Source organism: Methylobacterium indicum (assembly GCF_017347565.1).
In the GTDB taxonomy this organism is placed as follows: domain Bacteria; phylum Pseudomonadota; class Alphaproteobacteria; order Rhizobiales; family Beijerinckiaceae; genus Methylobacterium; species Methylobacterium indicum.
The window spans coordinates 6104444-6120815 of sequence record NZ_AP024145.1 but is presented as its reverse complement, the minus strand read 5'-3'; the positions used below and the strand labels follow the sequence as shown (position 1 = coordinate 6120815).

General features: G+C 71.2%; 15 protein-coding genes. 13 read left to right on the top strand and 2 right to left on the bottom strand.

Translation table 11 applies throughout. The annotated features are described in order from the left end of the window. Window positions 1-109: 109 nt before the first annotated feature. Window positions 110-586 (bottom strand): four-helix bundle copper-binding protein, encoded by a 477-nt coding sequence (locus tag miv_RS28420; protein WP_207180294.1) that lies wholly within the window; start codon window positions 584-586, stop codon window positions 110-112. A gap of 134 nt (window positions 587-720) precedes the next feature. Beyond that, window positions 721-2610: a sigma-54 interaction domain-containing protein gene (locus miv_RS28415; protein ID WP_207180292.1), complete on the bottom strand. Its 1890-nt coding sequence runs from the start codon at window positions 2608-2610 to the stop codon at window positions 721-723. Between the two features lie 160 nt (window positions 2611-2770). On the opposite strand from miv_RS28415, the gene miv_RS28410 reads away from it, so the two are divergent. From miv_RS28410 to miv_RS28350, 13 genes are all read left to right on the top strand, one after another. Further along, window positions 2771-4141, top strand: a complete 1371-nt coding sequence (locus miv_RS28410; protein ID WP_207180289.1) for a CmpA/NrtA family ABC transporter substrate-binding protein — start codon at window positions 2771-2773, stop codon at window positions 4139-4141. A 4-nt stretch (window positions 4142-4145) separates the two neighbouring features. After that, the gene (ntrB, locus tag miv_RS28405; protein ID WP_048429038.1) at window positions 4146-4985 is read left to right on the top strand and encodes a nitrate ABC transporter permease; all 840 of its coding nucleotides are present in this window, start codon (window positions 4146-4148) and stop codon (window positions 4983-4985) included. A gap of 10 nt (window positions 4986-4995) precedes the next feature. After that, complete coding sequence (locus tag miv_RS28400; protein WP_058618216.1) at window positions 4996-5973, top strand: ABC transporter ATP-binding protein; 978 nt, start codon at window positions 4996-4998, stop codon at window positions 5971-5973. 169 nt (window positions 5974-6142) lie between these two features. After that, entirely contained in the window at window positions 6143-6631 is a 489-nt protein-coding gene (gene cynS, locus miv_RS28395; RefSeq protein ID WP_048429036.1) for a cyanase, read from the top strand. A gap of 328 nt (window positions 6632-6959) precedes the next feature. After that, window positions 6960-8210: an urea ABC transporter substrate-binding protein gene (locus miv_RS28390; RefSeq protein WP_082171508.1), complete on the top strand. Its 1251-nt coding sequence runs from the start codon at window positions 6960-6962 to the stop codon at window positions 8208-8210. A gap of 6 nt (window positions 8211-8216) precedes the next feature. Beyond that, window positions 8217-9083 (top strand): branched-chain amino acid ABC transporter permease, encoded by an 867-nt coding sequence (locus miv_RS28385; RefSeq protein WP_048429034.1) that lies wholly within the window; start codon window positions 8217-8219, stop codon window positions 9081-9083. Continuing rightward, window positions 9080-10144 carry a branched-chain amino acid ABC transporter permease gene (locus tag miv_RS28380; protein ID WP_207180287.1) on the top strand — a complete coding sequence of 355 codons (1065 nt, stop codon included), beginning with the start codon at window positions 9080-9082 and terminating at the stop codon, window positions 10142-10144. Before miv_RS28385 ends, miv_RS28380 begins: the two co-directional genes overlap by 4 nt. Beyond that, a complete protein-coding gene (locus miv_RS28375) occupies window positions 10141-10896 on the top strand; it encodes an ABC transporter ATP-binding protein (protein WP_207180285.1) in 756 nt (251 codons plus the stop codon). The genes miv_RS28380 and miv_RS28375 overlap by 4 nt, the downstream gene beginning before the upstream one ends. A gap of 3 nt (window positions 10897-10899) precedes the next feature. Further along, window positions 10900-11619, top strand: coding sequence for an ABC transporter ATP-binding protein (locus tag miv_RS28370; protein WP_207180283.1), 720 nt, complete (start codon window positions 10900-10902; stop codon window positions 11617-11619). Window positions 11620-11680: 61 nt separating this feature from the next. After that, window positions 11681-13240, top strand: a complete 1560-nt coding sequence (locus tag miv_RS28365; RefSeq protein WP_207180281.1) for an amidase — start codon at window positions 11681-11683, stop codon at window positions 13238-13240. Window positions 13241-13333: 93 nt separating this feature from the next. After that, window positions 13334-14086 carry a DeoR/GlpR family DNA-binding transcription regulator gene (locus miv_RS28360; protein WP_207180279.1) on the top strand — a complete coding sequence of 251 codons (753 nt, stop codon included), beginning with the start codon at window positions 13334-13336 and terminating at the stop codon, window positions 14084-14086. After that, the gene (locus tag miv_RS28355) at window positions 14061-15404 is read left to right on the top strand and encodes an allantoate amidohydrolase (RefSeq protein ID WP_207180277.1); all 1344 of its coding nucleotides are present in this window, start codon (window positions 14061-14063) and stop codon (window positions 15402-15404) included. The genes miv_RS28360 and miv_RS28355 overlap by 26 nt, the downstream gene beginning before the upstream one ends. Beyond that, window positions 15401-16369: a phosphotransferase family protein gene (locus miv_RS28350; RefSeq protein WP_207180276.1), complete on the top strand. Its 969-nt coding sequence runs from the start codon at window positions 15401-15403 to the stop codon at window positions 16367-16369. The genes miv_RS28355 and miv_RS28350 overlap by 4 nt, the downstream gene beginning before the upstream one ends. Window positions 16370-16372 lie beyond the last annotated feature (3 nt).

The following is a 16372-nucleotide window of genomic DNA, read 5'->3' as shown; positions in this document are numbered from 1 at the left end:
GAGAAACGCTTCCGGGGATCGCTTCGGGGGATCGCTTCCGGGGATCGCTCGGCGCGAGCGCGGATCGCGTGTCATGCCGTCTCGGGAACGGCCGAAGCGGGCCGCCGCCTCAGGCGGCGATCTTCCGGCACTCCGCGGCGCAGGCGCGGCATGCGTCGCGGCAGGCGCGGCATTCGGCCATGTCGGGGAACTTGGCGCATTCCGTCTCGCAGGCTGTGCAGATCTGCGCCACGGCCCGGGCCATCGCCGGCGTGTGGGGCGAGTCGACGGCGGCGAGCGTCTGCAGGGCGGTGCATGAGTGCACGAGGTCGTAGGTCGCCTTCATGCAGGCCACCATGCGGGTGTCGTTCATGGCGAGCATGCCGAAGCAGTGCCGCAGGCAGTCGTTGCCGGTCGCGACGCAATGGGCGCTCGACGCGGCGAGGGCGGCGAATTGCGCCGGATGGTCGTGCCCGCCGGCCGGGGCCGCGGCCTGTCCGGAGCCATGGTCGTGCATCGGGCCGTGGTCGGCCGCCGCGGCCTTCGTCGCCGCGCTGCCCGCAAGACCTGCCAACACGCCCGCGGCGATGAACTGACGTCGTTCCATGTCGATCCCTTCTCCCGAGAACGCTGCGGCATCCCGCGGGATGATCCACCCGCGATGGTGCGGCGAGCTCCTCCTACACGGTCGGCCGTCGCGAGACGACGGGCCTCGGCGCCGGAGCCCTGCATCCTTCCGCCTCACGGCTTGTCGATGCCGAACGCCTTGATGCGCGAGGCCAGCGTCGTCGGCCGCAGGCCGAGCAGGGCGGCGGCGCCTCCCGGGCCGAACACCTTGCCGCCGCAGAGCGCCAGGGCCTCGACGATCTCGGCCCGGTCGCGGGCCCGCCGCTCGGCCTCGCTCAGGGGACCGGACGAGGGCGGCGCCGGACGATCGGACCGGGAATCCGGGCCCGACGGGACGGGGGCGGCCTCGGGCAGATCGAGGCGCAGCCGTCCGCGCTGGGCCAGGATCACCCCGCGCTCGATCACGTTCTCCAGTTCGCGCACGTTGCCCGGCCAGTCGTGGCGCGTCAGGCGGCGGACGTCGCCCTCGCTCAGCCGCGGCTCGGGCACGCCGAGGCGGCGCGCCGCGCCCGCCAGCATGTGCTGGGCGATGAGCGGAATGTCCTCCGGCCGCTCCCGCAGGGGGGTCGCGCCGATCGGAAAGACGTTGAGACGAAAATAGAGGTCGCCGCGAAAGCGCCCCCGCCGCACCTCCTCCTTCAGGTCGCGGTTCGTCGCCGCCACGAGGCGCACGTCGACGGCGCGGGTGCGCTCCTCGCCGACGCGCTCGAAGGAGCGCTCCTGGAGCACCCGCAGCAGCTTGCCCTGGAGATCGAGGGGGATCTCCCCGACCTCGTCGAGGAACAGGGTGCCGCCATCCGCCAGTTCGAAGCGGCCGACCCGGTCGCGCAAGGCCCCCGTGAAGGCCCCGCGGGCGTGGCCGAAGAACTCGCTCTCGAACAATTCGCGCGGGACCGCCGCGCAGTTCACCCGGATCAGCGGCCGGTCGCGGCGGCGACTCGCCTCGTGGATCGCCCGGGCGATCAGCTCCTTGCCGGTGCCGGATTCACCGGTGACCAGCACCGTGGCATCGGTGCCGGCCACGAGATCGATCTGGCGCCGGATCGCCTCGATGGCGGGGCTCCGTCCGATGATGCCCTGGTGGTGGCTGCCGGCCCGGATCTCCTCCCGCAGATAGGCGTTCTCGAGCTCCAGCCGCTCGCGCAGGCTCTCGACCTCGGCGAGCGCCTGGCGCAGGCGCTCGTCCGCCTCGCGGCGCTGGCTCACGTCCCGGAACACGATCACCGCCCCGACGAGGGCGCCGCGGTCGCGGATCGGCGTCGAGGTGTACTCGACCGGGAAGGCGGTGCCGTCCCGGCGCCAGAACACCTCGTCGTCGACCTGATGCACGATGCCGTCCCGGAACGCGGCGTAGATCGGGCAGTCCCGGTGCGGGTAGTGGCCGCCCCCCGCATGCGTATGGTGCACGGCGGCATGCATGTCCGTGCCGACGAGGTCGGCGGCGTTCCAGCCCAGCATCCGGGCGGCGGCCGGGTTGACGAAGGTCGTGATGCCCTCGGCATTGACCCCGTAGATGCCCTCCCCCGCGGCGCGCAGGATCAGCTGGTTCTCGCGCTCGATATCGCGAAAGATCCGCTCCATGCGCTGCCACTCGGAGAGCCCGGCGCGCATGTGGCGGTCGGCTTCCCGGTCGACCTGCCGCTGGCGGCGCTCGTCGAGATCGACCAGGGTCAGGAGGACGAGGCCGTCCGGCATCGCCGTGCCGACGGTCTCGATGGCGAGAGCGCGGCCCTCGCCGTGGCGGGGCGTGAGCGCGTGGGTCCACCAGCGGCCCTTGGCCTGCACGCCCTGGGTGAACACGATCAGGGCCGGGAGCTGGCCGGGATGCAGGGCGCTCACCGGCTCTCCCCGCAGGGCGTCCTGCTCGCGGCCGAGGAGGCGCGCGGCGGCGGCGTTGGCCGCCACGATCCGGTCGGCATCGGGATCGATCACCAGCATGGCCTCGGCCCCGACCTCGAAGACGGGCCCGAAATCGGCGTTCGGATCGGCGGCGCTGACCGGCATCACGAGATCTCGTGGTTGTGCGACGAAATCTCATGTTACACGATATTTCGTAATTTTGCTCTACTGCCCCAACATACTGAAAAAGCTGCATTATCCATGTTGTTCGAACCTGGCACGCCCCTTGCGGATCCCTTCGCGATCCGCATTCCGCGAGGCGCCCATGGCCCTGTTCGACAATCCCTTCGATGCCAAACGCCGCCTCGCCCGCGGCGGCTGCGCCTGCGGCGCCCATGCGAGCCAGGCGGCCCACGATGCCGCGCAGGACGCGACGCCCACCGGCGAGGCCGCGCTGGAGCGGGCGGTGGAGGGCGCGGTGATGCGCGCGCTCTTTCCTCACGACGCCGAGCGCCGTGCCTTCCTGCGCAGCGTCGGGGCCGCCACGGCACTCGCGGCGGTGAGCCAGTTCCTGCCCACGAAGCTCGTCGCGGACGCCTTCGCGCAAGGGGGAAAGCCCGAGAAGACCGACCTCAAGGTCGGCTTCATCCCGATTACCTGCGCCACGCCGATCATAATGGCCAAGCCCATGGGCTTCTACGAGAAGCAGGGCCTGAACGTCGAGGTGGTGAAGACCGCGGGCTGGGCGGTGATCCGCGACAAGACCCTGAACAAGGAATACGACGCCGCCCACATGCTGGCGCCGATGCCGATCGCGATCTCGCTCGGCCTCGGATCGACCCCGCAGGCCTACACGATGCCGGCGGTCGAGAACGTCAACGGCCAAGCGATCACCCTGGCGATGAAGCACAAGGACCGGCGCAACCCGAAGGACTGGAAGGGCTTCAAGCTCGCCGTTCCGTTCGACTACTCGATGCACAACTACCTGCTGCGCTACTACCTGGCGGAAGCGGGCGTCGATCCCGACACCGACGTGCAGATCCGCGCCGTGCCGCCGCCCGACATGGTGGCGAACCTGCGGGCCGACAACATCGACGGCTTCCTCGCCCCCGATCCGGTGAACCAGCGTGCGGTCTATGACGGCGTCGGCTTCATCCACATCCTGTCCAAGGAGATCTGGGACCGGCACCCGTGCTGCGCCTTCGCGGCCTCGGAGGCCTTCATCAAGGAGACGCCCAACACCTACGCGGCATTGCTGCGGGCGATCATCCAGGCGACGGCCTACGCCTCGAACAAGGACAACCGCAAGGAGATCGCCGCCGCGATCGCCCCGGCGAACTACCTCAACCAGCCGCTGACCGTGGTCGAGCAGGTGCTGACCGGCACCTTCGCGGACGGCCTGGGCCAGGTGCGCAAGGTGCCCGACCGGGTCGATTTCGACGCTTTCCCGTGGCAGTCCTTCGCGGTGTGGATCCTGACCCAGATGAAGCGCTGGGGTCAGATCAAGGGCGACGTCGATTACGCGGCGGTGGCGAAACAAGTCTACCTCGCCACCGATGCCGCCCGCCTGATGAAGCAGGACGGCTTCACGCCCCCTGAGACGACCACCAAGAGCTTCGTCGTGATGGGCAAGACCTTCGACCCGGCAAAACCGAAGGAATACATCGAGTCCTTCGCGATCAAGCGGGCGGGCTAGAGCCATGACGCGCTCCCTCACCCTTCGCGCCGCGGTGCTCTCGCTGACGCTGCTCGCCGCGATCCTGCTCGCCTGGCAGGTCGCGGTGAGCGGGACCGCCAAGACCGAGGCGATGGACCCCGAATACGCCGCCCTGATGGGCGCCACCGCCACCACCGGCAAGTCCGCGATGCCGGGGCCGCTCGATGTCGGCGCGACGCTCTGGCAGCACCTGAAGGACCCGTTCTACGACCGGGGGCCGAACGACAAGGGGCTCGGCATCCAGCTCGCCTACTCGATCGGGCGCGTCGCCCTCGGCTACGGGCTCGCGGTGCTGGTGGCGATTCCTGTCGGATTCCTCATCGGCATGTCGCCGCTGATGAGCCGGGCGCTCGATCCCTACATCCAGATCCTGAAACCGGTCTCGCCGCTCGCCTGGATGCCGCTCGCGCTCTACACGATCAAGGATTCGGGGCTCTCGGCGATCTTCGTGATCTTCATCTGCTCGCTCTGGCCGATGCTGATCAACACGGTGTTCGGGGTGTCGGGCACCCGCAAGGAATGGCTCAACGTCGCCCGTACCCTCGAGGTCGGTCCGCTGCGCCGCGCCTTCACGGTGATCCTGCCGGCCGCTGCGCCCACCATCCTCACGGGCATGCGCATCTCGATCGGCATCGCCTGGCTCGTCATCGTGGCGGCCGAGATGCTCGTGGGCGGCACCGGCATCGGCTACTTCGTCTGGAACGAGTGGAACAACCTCTCGATCACCAACGTGATCACCTCGATCCTGTTGATCGGGCTCGTCGGCATGGTCCTCGACCAGTTGCTCGCCCGCGCTCAGCGCCTTGTCACATTCCCCGAATGAGGCCGGGCGCATGAGCAAGCTCCTTCCCTTCCGGCGGCGCATGCAGGCCGCCGCCGCCGATCAAGGCGCCAGGACCGGCCGCATGGCGAACTCCGAAAAATTCATCTCGATCGAGGGGATCGCCCGCCGCTATCCGGCGCCCGGCGGCAAGACCACCACGATCTTCGAGAACCTGTGGCTGCCGATGCGCCGCGGCGAGTTCGTCTGCATGATCGGGCATTCGGGCTGCGGCAAGACCACGGTGCTGAACATCCTGGCGGGGCTCGAGGCGCCCTCCGAGGGCGCGGTGATCGTCGACGGGCAGGCGCTCCAGGGGACCAGCCTCGACCGGGCGGTGATCTTCCAGGGCCACGCCCTGCTGCCCTGGCGCAGCGTGCTCGGCAACGTCGCCTACGCGGTGTCGTCGCGGTGGCGCAAGGCGTCGAAGGCCGAGATCGCGGCGCGGGCCAGACGCGCCATCGCCACGGTCGGGCTCGCCGGGTCCGAGCACAAGAAGCCGTCCGAATTGTCGGGCGGCATGAAGCAGCGCGTCGGCATCGCCCGGGCGCTCTCGATCGAGCCCAAGATCCTGCTGATGGACGAGCCGTTCTCGGCCCTCGATGCGCTCACCCGCGGCACGCTGCAGGACGAGGTGCGGCGGATCTGCGTCGAGACCGGCCAGACCGTGTTCATGATCACCCACGACGTCGACGAGGCGATCTACCTCGCCGACCGGATCGTCCTGATGACGAACGGGCCGGAGGCGAAGGTCGCGGAGATCGTCGAGAATCCGCTGCCGAAGGATCGCGACCGCACCCAGCTCCACCACGCCCCGGGCTACTATGCCCTCCGCAACCACCTGATCGACTTCCTCGTGTCGCGCTCCAGAACCCTGCGCGACACGATGCCGGCCGGCTACGACCCGCGCCATCCGCCGGTCGTCCGCCCGTCGCTCAGCGAGGCCGATGCCGCAGCGATCGCGGCCGAGCCGCCCTCCCGCCGGGCCTGACCGGCTCCCTTTCCGGTCCCCGGGCACGGGCCGCGCCGCCTCGCGACGGCCGGCGCCCGGGACCGCGCCCAGCGGGACCGGGCGGGGCGGCCGCTTCGCCCCGTCCGATCCCGAGCTTCGAGCCCCACGCCGCCCCGCCGGGACGGCACGTAACCCACGGAGAGACCCCATGAAGCGCGAAGACCTCACCGAGAAGCTCCTCGACATCAAGCGCGAGAAGGGCTGGACCTGGAAGTACATCCAGGACGAGATCGGCGGCATCTCGCCGATCCTGATCACCGCCGCCTGCATGGGCCAGATGAAGCTGCCCAAGGCCCAGGCCGCCAAGGCCGCGGCCCTGTTCGGCCTGACCCAGGCCGAGGAGCGGATGCTGAACGAGGCGCCCTATCGCGGCTCGATCCCCGCGATGCCCCCGACCGACCCGCTGATCTACCGCTTCTACGAGCTGGTGATGGTCTACGGCACCACCTGGAAGGAGCTGATCCAGGAGGAGTTCGGCGACGGCATCATGTCGGCGATCGACTTCAACATGACGATGGAGCGCGAGCCCAACAACAAGGGCGACCGGGTCAAGATGAACCTGTCGGGCAAGTTCCTGCCCTACAAGTACTACGGCAACGAGGAGGGCGTGCCCGAATACGGCTTCAAGGAGAGCTGAGCCGGGGATGGCCGGCCCTGCGCCGGCCGGTCCGGATGGCAGGCCTGTGGGATCGTGCCCGGATTGTGGATTTTGAACGCGTCCTGGGCAGCGTGACGCGGGGTTGCCCGTCCACTGCCCAGGGATGCCGCAGCGGGGCGACATCCGCGAAACGACGTGGAAACCCGGCCCGGCGTGAGCCGGGCCGGGACGCGCACGGGATATCCGGGATCACCCGGTTCTGTGCGTTCTGTGGGATTTGTTGGCATCGAACTTGAATGCTGCGGACAGGCCGGTCCGGCGACAGCCGCCCGGACCGGGCCCGCAGGCAGACGAGAGGGATGCGGACATGACCAGAGGGGCGATGAACCGCCGCGAGGCGCTGAAGCTGGGGATGGCGGCGGCCGCCGGCACCGTGTCGGCGCCGTTCGTGTCCCGCGCCGGCCTCGCGGCGGAGCCGATCAAGCTCGGCAGCCTGCTCGACGGCTCCGGGGCGCTCGGCCTCGAGGGCAAGCGGATGATCGAGACGACCGAGTACGCGGTCGAGCTCCTCAACAAGGCCGGCGGGCTCCTCGGCCGACCGATCCAGCTCATCGCCTACGATACCCAGTCGACGATGCAGCTCTACACCCAGTACGCCCAGCAGCTCGCCCTCAAGGACAAGGTCGACGTCATCCAGGGCGGCATCACCTCGGCCTCGCGCGAGGCGATCCGCCCGATCTTCGGTCGCTCCAAGACCCTGTATTTCTACAACACGCAGTACGAGGGCGGCGTCTGCGACCGCAACGTGTTCTGCACCGGCTCGACCCCGGCCCAGACCGTCAACCACATCGTCGATTACGGCCTCAAGAACTGGGGCAAGAAGGCCTACATCGTCGCGGCGGACTACAATTACGGCCACATCACCGCGAGCTGGATGACGAAGTTCATGAAGGACGGCGGCGGCTCGGTCGCCGGCACCGACTTCTTCCCCCTCGACGTCACCAACTTCTCCTCGGCGATCAGCCGCATCCAGCAGGCCCAGCCGACCCTCGTGCTCTCGGCCCTCGTCGGGGCCAACCATTCGGGCTTCTACCGGCAATGGGATGCCGCCGGCATGAAGGCCAAGATCCCGCTCGCCTCCAGCGTCTTCGGGCTGGGCGACGAACTGACCACGATGGACCCCTCGACCACCGACGGCATCGTCACCTGCTACGGCTGGTACAACGACCTCGACACGCCGGCGAGCAAGGCCTTCGTCTCCGGCATGCAGGCGAAGTTCGGCGCCGACGTCACCGACCTCAGCGAGCTCGACACCGCCACCTACGAAGGCATCATGTTCTGGGCCGAGGCGGTGAAGAAGGCCGGCTCGGTCGAGCGCGACAAGGTGATCGCGGCGCTGGAGGGCGGCATCAGCATCGAGTCGCCCACCGGCACGGTGACGATGGACGGGGCGACCCACCACACCATCCGCAACACCTACCTCGCCCGGCCGAAGAACCGGAAGTGGGAGATCCTCGCCACCTTCCCGAACTCCTTCCCGGCCGATACCGGCGGCGCCTGCGACCTCCTCAAGAATCCGCGCATGAACAAGCAGTTCACGCCGGACCTGAAGGGCTGACGGCCGATGGATCTCGCCGGCCTCCTCGCCTTCAACGTCCTGACCGGCATCGCCACGCTCGTGCTGATCACCCTCGGCCTCGGGGTGATCTACGGGATGATGCGGATCATCAATCTCGCCCATGGCGAGTTCATGATGCTGGGCGCCTACACCGCCGTGATGGCGAGCGGGGCGGGCGTGAACATCTGGATCGCCATGCTGGTCCTGCCGCCCCTGGTGGTGGGAGTGATCGGCCTCGTCCTCGAGCGCACCGTCATCCGCTTCCTGTACGGGCGGATGATGGACACGATGCTGGCCACCTGGGGCGTCAGCCTCGGGCTGATCGGGCTCGTCACCACGCTCTACGGCAACGTGGTGCGGGGCGTCTCGACGCCGGTGGGCAGCTTCGACATCGGGCGCTACGGGGCGAGCCTCTACAGCCTCGTCATCATGGCGACGGCGCTCGGCGCGCTCGCGGCGATGTTCGGGCTCCTGCGCTTCACCAAGTTCGGCCTCATCCTGCGTGCCACCATGCAGAATCCCCGCATGGCGGCGGCGCTGGGCGTCCAGCCGAACCGGATCTACATGGCGACCTTCGCGCTCGGCGCGGCGCTCGCCGGGCTCGCCGGCGGGATCCTGGCGCCGATCTCGGGCGTCTCGCCCGCCATGGGGGCGGCCTACGTCGCCCGCGCCTTCATCACGGTGCTCGGCGGCGGGCCCGCCATCATCACCGGCACCGGCCTCGCCTCGGGGCTGTTCGGCACGATCAACGAGCTCGTCTCGTTCAAGACGACGCCCGTCATCGGCGACGTGGCCCTGCTCGCCGCCGCGATCCTGCTGATCCGCCTCCTGCCGCAAGGCATCACCGGCCGCTACCTGAGGCGCAGCCTATGACCCCGACCGTCTTCCGCCCCTCCGGCGTGGGCCTGCGCTCCGCCGCGGGCTTCCTCGCCACCCTGGCCCTCGGGCTGGCGCTGCTGTTCGGCGCGCCCCACACCCTCGACACGTTCGGCCTCGTCCAGTGCACGGGCTTTGCCGCGCTGGCGATGTTCGGCCTCTCGCAGGGCTTCGTCTGGGGCTTCGCCGGGGTGATGTCCTTCGGCCAGGCCGCCTTCCTGGGCCTCGGCGGCTACGCCTACGCGGTCGCGGTGCTCAACCTCGGCGACAGCACCCTGCCGGTCCTGTGCGCCATCGCGGTGCCGATGCTGTTTGCCGCGCTGCTCGGCTACTTCATGTTCTACGGGCGGATCAGCGACGCCTATATCGGCGTCATCACGCTCACCGTCTCGGTGATGCTGTTCCAGCTCGTCAACGCGACGTCGGGCAGCCAGTACCGGATCGGCGCGGCCGAGCTCGGCGGCTTCAACGGCATCCCGGCGATCCCCGCCCTCAACCTGCCGGGCCATCCCGACGAACCCCTCGACACCGACGGCATCTGGTACGCGGCGATGGGCGCCCTGATCCTCGTCTACGTCTTCCTGCGGGCGGTGCTGGCGAGCCGCTTCGGCCGCGTCGTGGTGGCGATCCGCGAGAACGAGACCCGGGCCCAGCTCATCGGCTACGACCCGCGCCTCTACAAGCTCCTCGCCTTCACGATCGCCGCCGGGGTCGCGGGGCTGGCCGGCTGCCTCTACGCCAACTGGGGCGGCTTCATCAGCCCGACCGTCTTCGGCCTCCCGATGTCGGCCCAGGTCATCATCTACGTGCTGGTCGGCGGGCTGGGCACCCTGGTCGGGCCGATGCTCGGCGCGGTCCTGATCCAGGCGCTGATCATCACGGCGGGCAGCCAGTCCGTGCTCGATTCCAATCTCGGCCTCGGCCTCGTGCTGGTCGGCTTCGTGCTCCTGGTGCCGCAAGGCCTCGTCCCGGTCCTGCGCGGCCTGTCCTGGCGCCTGATCGAGCGGCGCGCAGGCAAGGCCGCCCCCGGACCCCTCGCGACGGAGACCGCCCGATGACCCTCCCGGTTCCCACCGGCCTCAACGGCGCGCCCCTGCGCCCGCTGATCGAGGCGCGCGGCGTCACGATGCGGTTCGGCGGCGTCACCGCGGTCGCGGGCGTCGACTTCACCCTCGGCGAGGTCGAGCTGCGCTGCCTCATCGGCCCCAACGGGGCCGGCAAGAGCACCTTCTTCAAGATCCTGACCGGCCAGCTCAAGCCGACCGAGGGGCGGATCGCGCTGCGCGGCACCGACATCACCGGAGCCGAGCCCCACGCCATCGCGCGCCTCGGGGTCGGCATCAAGACGCAGGTGCCGAACGTCTTCAACGGCCTGTCGGTGCACGAGAACGTCTTCGTGGCGGCCTCGCGGCGCAAGTCGCTGGCGCGCACCCGCGCCATCGTCGACGAGACCCTGACCCGGCTCGGGCTCACCGGCATCGCCCGGCGCGAGGTCGGCCAGCTCGCCCACGGCCAGAGGCAGTGGGTCGAGATCGCCACCGTGCTCGCCCAGGAGCCGGAGCTGATCCTCCTCGACGAGCCGGCCGCCGGCATGACCCACGAGGAGGTCCACCGCACCGCCGCTTTGATCCGCGAGATCAACCGCACCCATGCCCTGATCGTGGTGGAGCACGACATGCCGTTCATCCGGATGATCGCCAAGACCGTGACGGTGTTCAACCAGGGCCGGATCCTGGTCGAGGACGAAGTCGATGCCGTGCTGGCCGACCGCCGCGTGCGCGACGTCTATCTCGGCAAGCAGGCGGCCTGAGCGATGGGTCAGTCTCCCGCTCTCCTGTCCGTCGAGGGCCTGCATTCCGGCTACGGCCGGATCCCGATCCTCGGCGGCGTGGCGCTCGCCGTCCGCGAGGGCGAGTTCGTCGGCATCCTCGGCCATAACGGCATGGGCAAGACGACGCTCCTGCGCACGCTGATGGGCTACCTGCCGGCCACCGCCGGGCAGGTGCGCTTCGACGGGCGGGACGTCACCCGCCTGAGCCCGACCGCCCGGGCCCGGGCCGGGATCGGCTACGTCCCGCAGGGCCGCGAGATCTTTCCGGCGCTGAGCGTGCGCGAGAACCTGCGCATGGGCTGCCTCCTCTCCGCCAGGGGCGAGGACGAGACCATCGCCGGCATCCTCGCCGACTTCCCGCGGCTCAACGCCTATCTCGACCGGCCCGGCGGCGCCCTGTCGGGGGGCGAGCAGCAGCTCCTGGCGCTCGCCCGCTGCCTGTGCGGCGGGCCGCGCATCCTGCTCCTCGACGAGCCGACCGAGGGCATCCAGCCCTCGATCATCGAGGAGATCATCGAGACCCTGCGGCGGATCGGGCGCGAGCGCGGCATCGCGCTCCTTCTCGTCGAGCAGAACCTGAACTGCATCGCCGGCCTCTCCGACCGGGTCCTGATCCTCCAGAAGGGCGTGATCACCCGCGAGGTCCCGCCCGAGATCGCCCGCGACCGGGCCCTGATCGACGAGTTCGTCGGCATGCATTGAGGCCGGCGCCCTCTCCCCAAACGATCTCCCACGTCCCGACGAGCCCTCCGGAGCCCGAACGATGGCCGCTGACCCGATCCCCGCCCCCGCCCTGTCCGACGCCGCCGTCGAGATGACGGTCGCCGATGCCCAGGCGGCCTTCGCCCACGGCGTCACCGCCGAGGCCCTGGCGGAGGCCTTCCTCGCCCGCATCGCGACCTACAACCCGCGCTACAATGCGCTGATCTTCCTCAACCCCCACGCCCTGGACGAGGCGCGGGCGATCGACCGGCGCCGCGCCGCCGGCGAGGTTCTGGGGCCGCTCGCCGGCGTTCCGGTGGTGGTCAAGGACACGATGGACATGGCGGGCCTGCCGACCACCGCCGGCTGGCACTTCCTCTGCGCCAAGGCCGGCGGCACCGACCTGATGCCGGGCACCGATTCCCCGGTCGTCGCCCGGATGCGGGCGGCCGGCTGCGTCATCCTCGGCAAGACCAACGTGCCGGTGCTCAGCGCCACCGGCAGCCACGCCAACGACAGCTGGGCCGGCCCGACCCTGAACGCCATGGTGCCCGAGAGCCTGCCCGGCGGGTCGAGCGCCGGCACCGCCACGGCGGTCGCCGCGAGCCTCGCGGTGCTCGGTCTCGCCGAGGAGACCGGCGGCTCGATCCAGAACCCGGCCTCGGCCCAGGGGCTCGTCGGCATCAAGCCGACCTTCGCCCTGGTGCCGAATGCCGGCGTGGTGCCCCTCGCCGGCAGCACCCGCGACGTGGTCGGGCCGATCGCCCGCTGCGTGAGGGACGCGGCGCTCACCCTCGACGCGCTCGCCGGCTACACCGCCGCCGACCCGAAGACCGTGGCGGCGATCGGCCGGCGGCCGAAGGGCGGCTACGCGGCCGGCCTCTCGACGACCGCGCTCCAGGGCAAGCGGCTCGGCCTCTACGGGCCGGGCTGGCGCGACCGGCCGCTCAGTCCGGAGACGGCCGACCTCTACGCGCGGGCGCAAGGCGAGATCGCCGCCCGCGGCGCCGCCCTGGTGGCGGATCCCTTCGCGGGGAGCGGGTTCGCCGCCCTCGGCCGGCCCGTCGCGGGCCTCGACCATTACGACGCCAGCGGCATCGAGAGCGTGGTCCACGACCTGCATCACTACCTGCAGCGGCTCGGGCCGGACGCCGCCTACCGCACCTTCGCCGAGTTCGCCGCGGCCACCAAGGCGGAGGACCCCTTCGCCCCGGGCGGCGTGCTCGACTGGATGAACCAGGTCCCGGCCTTCGCGCCCTGCCTCGCCGACCCGCTGGCGCCGCCCGACCTGTCGGACTTCCTGTCGCTCCGCGAGCGCTACCTCGCGATCTTCGACGCGGTGATGGCCGAGCACGGCCTCGACGCCCTGGTCTTCCCGCAGATGCGCGACGCGCTGCCGCCGCTCCACGGCCCGGAGACCATCCACGAGACCACGGTGTGCGAGATCAACATCGCGGGGCTGCCCGGCGTGGTGATGCCGGCCGGCTTCTACGCCTCGGGCGCGCCGTTCTGCCTGATCTTCGTCGGCAGGCTGTGGAGCGAGGCGGACCTGCTCGCCCTCGCCCACGACTACGAGGCCGCCACCCGCCACCGGCGGGCGCCCGCCCTCTCGGCGGCGTGAGGGGCATCCCCGGCATGATGCGGCGTCCGACGGCGACAGAGGCTCCGGGCCTCCCCTATGGTCCGCGCCACCGACGGGGAGGAACGGACGCCGATGCTGACCGATCACCGCTACCAGGAGATCCTGTCGCGCCTGAACGGCACCGGACGGGTCGGCGTCGCGGAGGTCGCCGCGCACCTGCACGTCTCCGAGGAGACGATCCGGCGCGACCTCAAGGTGCTGGAGGAGCGCGGCATCCTGCGGCGCATCCACGGTGGCGCGGTGCCCCTGCGCCTCGACGAGGAGCGGCCGCTCCAGGAGCGCGGCAAGACCAATGCCCGCGAGAAGGCGCGGGTCGCGGCGCTCGCCGAGGGGCTGGTCCGCGACGGCATGTCGGTCTTCCTCGACACCGGCACCACGACGCTGGCGCTCGCGCGCCGGCTCACCAGCCGCAGCCTCACCGTCACCACCAACTCGATCGACATCGCGCTGCTGCTCGGCTCCGGCCCGGCCCGGATCAACCTGACCCCCGGCACCCTGCGGGCGCGCGACAACGCCCTCGTCGGCTACGAGACCGTCGCGTATGCGCGCCGGTTCTTCTTCGACATCGCCTTCATGGGGATCGGTGCCTGCGACCTCGTCCACGGCTGGATGGACTACGAGGAGCACGAATCCGCCCTGCGCAAGGTGCTGCGGGGCCAGGCCCGCGAGGCCGTGCTCCTCGCCGATTCCCGCAAGTTCGGGCGGCAGGCCAATCTCTGCACCTTCGGGCTCGAGGAGCGCCTGCGCGTCGTCACCGACCGTCCGCCGCCGCAACCCTTCCAGGATCGTTTCGCCCAGCATGACATCGCGATCGTCAGCGCCTGACGCCGCCGCGGCGGCGTCCTTCGACCACGAAAACGCCGCTGCGGCGTTCCACGACCTCTTCTCCCGCCTCTCGGCCTGCGGAGCGACGCCCGGCGGCGGCGTGACCCGGCTGTGCGGCACGCCCGAGGACGGGGCCGCCCGGGCCATCCTGGCCGATTTCCTGCGCGAGGCCGGGGCGACGCTCCGCACCGACGCGGTCGGCAACCAGTTCGGGCTCTTCAGGCTCGCCGGGGTCGCGGATGCCCCGGTGGTGATGCTGGGCTCGCATCTCGACAGCCAGCCCCGGGCGGGGCGCTTCGACGGAACCTACGGGGTCGCGGCGGCGGCGGCCATCGGGGCGGCGCTGATGCGGGCCCGCCGGGCGGGCGCCGCCTTCGACGCCGATCTCTGCGCGGTGAACTGGACCAACGAGGAGGGAGCCCGGTTCCGGCCGAGCCTCCTTGGCAGCGGAGTCTATGCCGGCCACCACGACGCGGAGACCGCGCTCGGCTGCCGCGACGACGCGGGCGTCGCGCTCGGCGAGGCCCTGGCGGCGATCCGGGCGCTCGGATCCGACGCCGCGCCCCCGCTCCCCGCCTGCTACCTCGAACTCCATGTCGAGCAGGGCACGATCCTGGAGGAGGCCGGGGCCCGGATCGGTCTCGTCACCCGCAACTGGGGGGCGGCCAAGATCGAGGTCGTGTTCACCGGCGAGCAGGCCCATACCGGGCCGACCCGGATGGGCCGGCGCCGGGACGCGCTCTACGCGGCGGCCCTGCTCATCACCGCGTTGCGGACCGTGGCGGAGGCCTGGCCGGACCGGGTCCATACCTCGGTCGGCCGCATCCTGGTCGCGCCGAACTCCGCCAACGTGGTACCGGCGGAGACGGTCCTCTCCGTCGAGGTCCGCGCGGACGACGACGGCGTCCTGTCCGAGGCGACCGCCTGGGCCGAGCGCGCCATCGCGGCGGCGGCCGGCGAGGCCCGCGTCGGGGTGGCGCTGCGCAGCCGTTCCCGGCGCCCGGTCCGGCCGCTGCCCGCCGAGGTCTGCGACCTCGCCGAGGCCTGTGCCGAGGCCGAGAGCCTGCATGCCCTGCGGATGGACACGGTGGCGGGCCACGACGCGCTGAGCCTGCTCGGCCTGTGCCCGACCGGCCTGATCTTCGTGCCGAGCCGCGACGGCATCGCCCATGACGAGGCCGAGTTCACCGCCGACGCCGACCTGGAGGCCGGCCTGCGCGTCGCCCTGCGGGCGGCGACGCGCCTGTGCCGGGCCGGGGGCTCTCCGGTGCGGGCCTTGCATGACGCGGCCGACCCTTCCCGCGGAGCGACGCGATGAATGCCGACGGCCCCGCCCCCACCGCCCTCGACCCGCGCGTCGCGGCTCTGCTCGCCGGGCGGCCGGACTGGCGGGCCCGGCGCCCGGCCCGGACGGTGGCGGTCGCCCCCCTCGCCTCGCCGACGCACCGCGCCACCGCCTCCGATTGCCTGCGGGTGAGCTTCGAGACCGGTCCCGCCCTCTTCCTGAAGCTCCGTCACCCGGACATGGCGGCCGACATCCTGCCGCAGGCCGGCACCGCCGCGCGGCGGGCGGCGGATCTCGGGATCGGGCCCGACGTCGTGTTCGAGGACGAGGCGGCGCTCGCCCTCGCCGACCTGCCGGCGCCCTGGCGCGAGGCGCGGGTCGGGGATCTGCAGGACCCCGGCCTCGTCGGGCGGGTCCTCGACGCCAAGAAGCGTCTGCACGCGAGCGGTCCCCTCGGCGCCCGGTTCTGTCCCTTCGCCCGCATCGCGGCGCTGGCCGCCGAGGCCCGGGCCGCCGGGGCACCCCTGCCCGACGGGACCGAGCGCCTCCTCGCGACCACCGACCTCGTCCGCGAGGCGGTGCATGCGGCGGGGTTCGACCTCGCCTTCTGCCACAACGACGGCATCGCCTCGAACGTGATGATCCGGGAGGCGCAGGAGTGCGGGGCGGCGGATCTGCGCCTCGTCGACTTCGACCTCGCCGGCGACAACGATCCCTGGTTCGACGTCGGCGCCCTCCTCAACGAGGCCTGCCTGTTCGAGGACCAGCGCCGGGCCACCATCGAACATTATGCCGGCAGCTGCCCGGAGCACCTCTACGGCCGCTGCCGGCTCTACGGCGCCGTCGACGACGTGATGTGGGGGCTGTGGGGCGTCGTGCGCGCCGTGACCTCGGCCCGCACCGGCATCGAATTCTACAAGTACGGCACCTGGCGGCTCCTCCACGCCCGCACCACCCTCGGCGCGCGGGAATGCGAGGCGTGGCTGCGGCGGCTGTGAGGC